Genomic DNA, 3,479 nt, shown 5'->3' with positions numbered 1-3,479 from the left:
CATGGATCGCATTCCGATCCTGAAACTGGGGCGAGCGTTGCTGGTGACGGTGCAGGTCGACATGCATGATCGGCTTGCTGTCGCGCTTGAAGAGGATTTGTCGGCCAAGATTGCGGCAACTGGCGCGCAAGGCGTGTTGATCGATATCTCCGGCCTGGAGATTATCGACTCTTTCATGGGGCGCATGCTCGACAATATTGCGGCGGTTTCGCAACTGCTCGGTGCCGAAACCGTAGTGGTCGGGATGCGGCCGGCCGTGGCGATTACGCTGGTCGAACTCGGACTTTCGCTATCCAGCGTTAAAACCGCGCTGAACGTCGAGCGTGGCATGGCTCTGATCGGAAGGCGGCTCGATGGAACGCGGCAATGATCGTTCTGCGGTCTCACGAGGTCGTGATCAATGGATCCGAAGACGTCATTCGGGTGCGCCAAGCTGTCCGGGCTTGCGCCGTTGAGCTTGGCTTCAGCCTTGTCGGTCAAACAAAAATTGTCACTGCGGCCAGTGAACTTGCCCGCAACACGCTGGTTTATGGGCTTGGAGGCACGGCGCTGATCGAAATGGTGCGGAACGAGCAGCGGAGCGGGATTCGGATTGTCTTTACCGACAACGGACCCGGGATACCTGATATCGATCAAGCCATGACCGATGGTTATAGCACGGGCGGTGGTTTGGGGCTGGGGTTGGGTGGTGCCAAGCGCCTGGCGAACGAGTTTGAGATCATATCCAATCCAGATCGGGGAACCCGCGTCATCATCGGGCGTTGGGTTTAGGCGTCATGCGCGCCATAGCGGTTCACGATGGTTCACAGGTGGCCGAAGCCCGTCGCTATGCCGTCACCATCGCTCATGCGCTCGAATTTGGTGAGACCGATGCCGGCCGCGTCGCGATCGTGGCCACCGAGCTTGCGTCTAACCTGATCAAGCACGGCAAAGGGGGCACGCTGCTTGTCGGCGATTACCACGATGGCACCGGGTCCGGGGTGGAGTGCATTGCGCTCGATCGAGGGCCGGGAATCGGCGATATCGAAGAGTCGCTCCGCGATGGGCATTCTACTGCGGGCAGTGCGGGTAACGGTCTTGGCGCCATACAGCGCATAGCGAATACAACGGAAATCTATACGCGCGTGGGGTCAGGTACCGCAATTTTAGCGAGGCTAAACCCATCGCAGCCATCATGTGCGAAAGCACCGATGCCAACGACGTGGGGTGCGGTCAGCGTTCCGATCGCTGGCGAAGACATCTGCGGTGATGTGTGGTTGGTCAAACCCCAGGCGGACGGGTTTTTGGTTGTGGTGGCGGATGGGCTCGGCCATGGACCATTGGCAGCGGAGGCGGGCGAAGCTGCGGTGCTTGTCTGCCTTGCCGAACCCGCTCCTCCCTTGGACGTCATGATCGCTCGGATGCACGCGGCGCTGCGCCCAACCCGCGGTGCGGCGGTGGCGGTCGCGGAGGTCGACAGCAAAACTGGTACGGTCAATTTTGTTGGTATCGGGAATGTCGCCGGTGCGTTGATCACTAGCACGGCAACCCGGCGGATGGTATCGCACAACGGCATCATTGGTCATGTCACGAATCGGGTTCAGGTTTTCACCTACGGTTTCACCGGCGCGCCCCTTGTCGTCCTCTGTTCCGATGGAGTGGGCACGAGTTGGAATTTAAACGATTACCCAGGACTGTCGCATCGCCATCCCAGCCTGATTGCCGGGGTGCTATACCGTGACTTCAATCGGGGGCGCGACGATGCCACGATTGTGGTTGCGCGGGGTCATATCTGATGAATTCATGGCCGATACTGACTATGGCGCTCACTTGCGAGACGGATATCATTCTAGTGCGCCAACGTGCTCGTCGGATTGCCACCTTGCTTGGCTTCGAAGTCCCCGATCAAACCCGAATTGCGACGTCTGTTTCAGAAATTGCTCGAAATGCCGTGATTTACGCCGGCAACGGCCAGGTGATGTTTGCGTTGGGCGGTAACGTAGGCCAGCAAACCATCATCATCCGGATCTCCGATCAGGGACCTGGAATCGGTGATATCGAGACGATTCTTGCGGGTCATTTCAAGAGTCCGACCGGGTATGGGCTTGGAATCATCGGCACGCACCGCTTGATGGATTCATGCGACATTGTAACCAAAATGGGTAGCGGCACCACGATCACTCTTACCAAGCGGCGGCCGAAGGGTGAGCCGGAATTGACCCCCATCATGCTGGCCGCCGTCGTGAAACGGCTCGCGGCAGACCGGGTCGTTGATCCGGCCGCTGAAATCAGGGCACAGAATCAGGATCTGCTACGAAGCCTTAACGAGTTGAGAAGCCAGGAAGAAGAAACATCGCGTCTGAACGCGGAACTCGAAAGCACCAACAAGGGGGTGGTCGCGCTCTATGCCGAACTCGATCAGGCATCGACCGATCTAAAGGCACTGAACGCCACGCTTGAACAGCGCATCGCTGATGCGACTGCGGCGCGCCTGCTGGTCGAGGATAATTTGCGCCAGAGCCTGAAAATGGAAGCGGTCGGCCAACTGACCGGTGGCCTGGCACACGATTTCAATAATATTCTGATGGCCATCACGGGCAGCTTGGAAATGCTCCGGTCCAATATAGCGAAGGGACGCCTGAAGGACATGGATCGCTATATCGGCATCGCCCAGAATTCTGCAGATCGCGCGGCCGCCCTCACGCAACGTCTGCTGGCATTTTCGCGGCGTCAAACTCTGGACCCTCGCCCGACCGACGCCAACAAGCTTGTTGCCGGCATGATTGAACTGATCCAGGGTACCGTTGGGCCGGCCATCGCCGTTGAAACCTGTCTCGCCCCCGATCTATGGGTGACGCTATGCGATTCATCCCAACTGGACAACGCGCTGCTCAATCTCTGTATCAATGCCCGTGATGCCATGCCCGATGGAGGACGATTGTCTATCGAGACCATGAATATTGCACTCGACGAGAAAAGTGCCCGTCTGGTCGACATGACGCCCGGCCATTATGTCGGGATTTCAGTTTCCGACACTGGTATTGGCATGTCTCCAGACGTCATCGCGGTGGTGTTCGATCCGTTTTTCACAACGAAACCATTGGGAATGGGAACCGGTCTCGGACTTTCGATGGTCTATGGCTTCGCCAAGCAGTCGGGCGGCCAGGTAAGGATCTCTTCCGAAGTCGGCAAGGGCACCACCATGCGGATCCATCTCCCGCGGCACTCCGGCTTGATCGACGAGGATGTCGAGACACAACATCCGAACCATGTGATCCCAGCCAACCATGGCGAGACGATTCTGGTCGTCGATGATGAACCGGCCATTCGTATGCTGGTGACCGAAACCCTCAACGATCTCGGCTACTTCACGATCGAAGCCGCAGATGGCGCGGAAGGGATGAAAGTTTTACGATCGGACGCGCGGATCGATTTGCTGATCAGCGATGTCGGTCTGCCCGGAGGGTTGAACGGCAGGCAGATGGCCGATGCCGCGAGGC

Annotated in this window: 4 protein-coding genes; all 4 read left to right on the top strand. The window is 58.3% G+C overall.

From position 1 onward, the window contains the following. On the top strand, nt 1-370 hold a 370-nt coding region (locus tag ACP5E6_RS17290; RefSeq protein ID WP_427956289.1), incomplete at its 5' end, for an STAS domain-containing protein. After that, nucleotides 367-771, top strand: coding sequence for an anti-sigma regulatory factor (locus ACP5E6_RS17285; RefSeq protein ID WP_427956286.1), 405 nt, complete (start codon nt 367-369; stop codon nt 769-771). The genes ACP5E6_RS17290 and ACP5E6_RS17285, both read left to right, overlap by 4 nt. 5 nt (nt 772-776) lie before the next feature. Beyond that, complete coding sequence (locus ACP5E6_RS17280; protein ID WP_427956284.1) at nt 777-1,775, top strand: ATP-binding protein; 999 nt, start codon at nt 777-779, stop codon at nt 1,773-1,775. Then, on the top strand, nt 1,775-3,479 hold a 1,705-nt coding region (locus ACP5E6_RS17275), incomplete at its 3' end, for an ATP-binding protein (RefSeq protein WP_427956281.1). The genes ACP5E6_RS17280 and ACP5E6_RS17275, both read left to right, overlap by 1 nt.

The sequence above is a fragment of the Acidiphilium sp. genome, from assembly GCF_049977125.1.
Lineage (GTDB): Bacteria > Pseudomonadota > Alphaproteobacteria > Acetobacterales > Acetobacteraceae > Acidiphilium.
The sequence above is the reverse complement of the archived record's forward strand: the minus strand, read 5'-3'. Positions and strand labels throughout refer to the sequence as shown.

Coding starts and splice junctions, on each gene's coding strand:
- ACP5E6_RS17285 (WP_427956286.1), top strand. CDS start 367: ATGATCGTTCTGCGGTCTCACGAGGTCGTGATCAATGGATCCGAAGAC.
- ACP5E6_RS17280 (WP_427956284.1), top strand. CDS start 777: ATGCGCGCCATAGCGGTTCACGATGGTTCACAGGTGGCCGAAGCCCGT.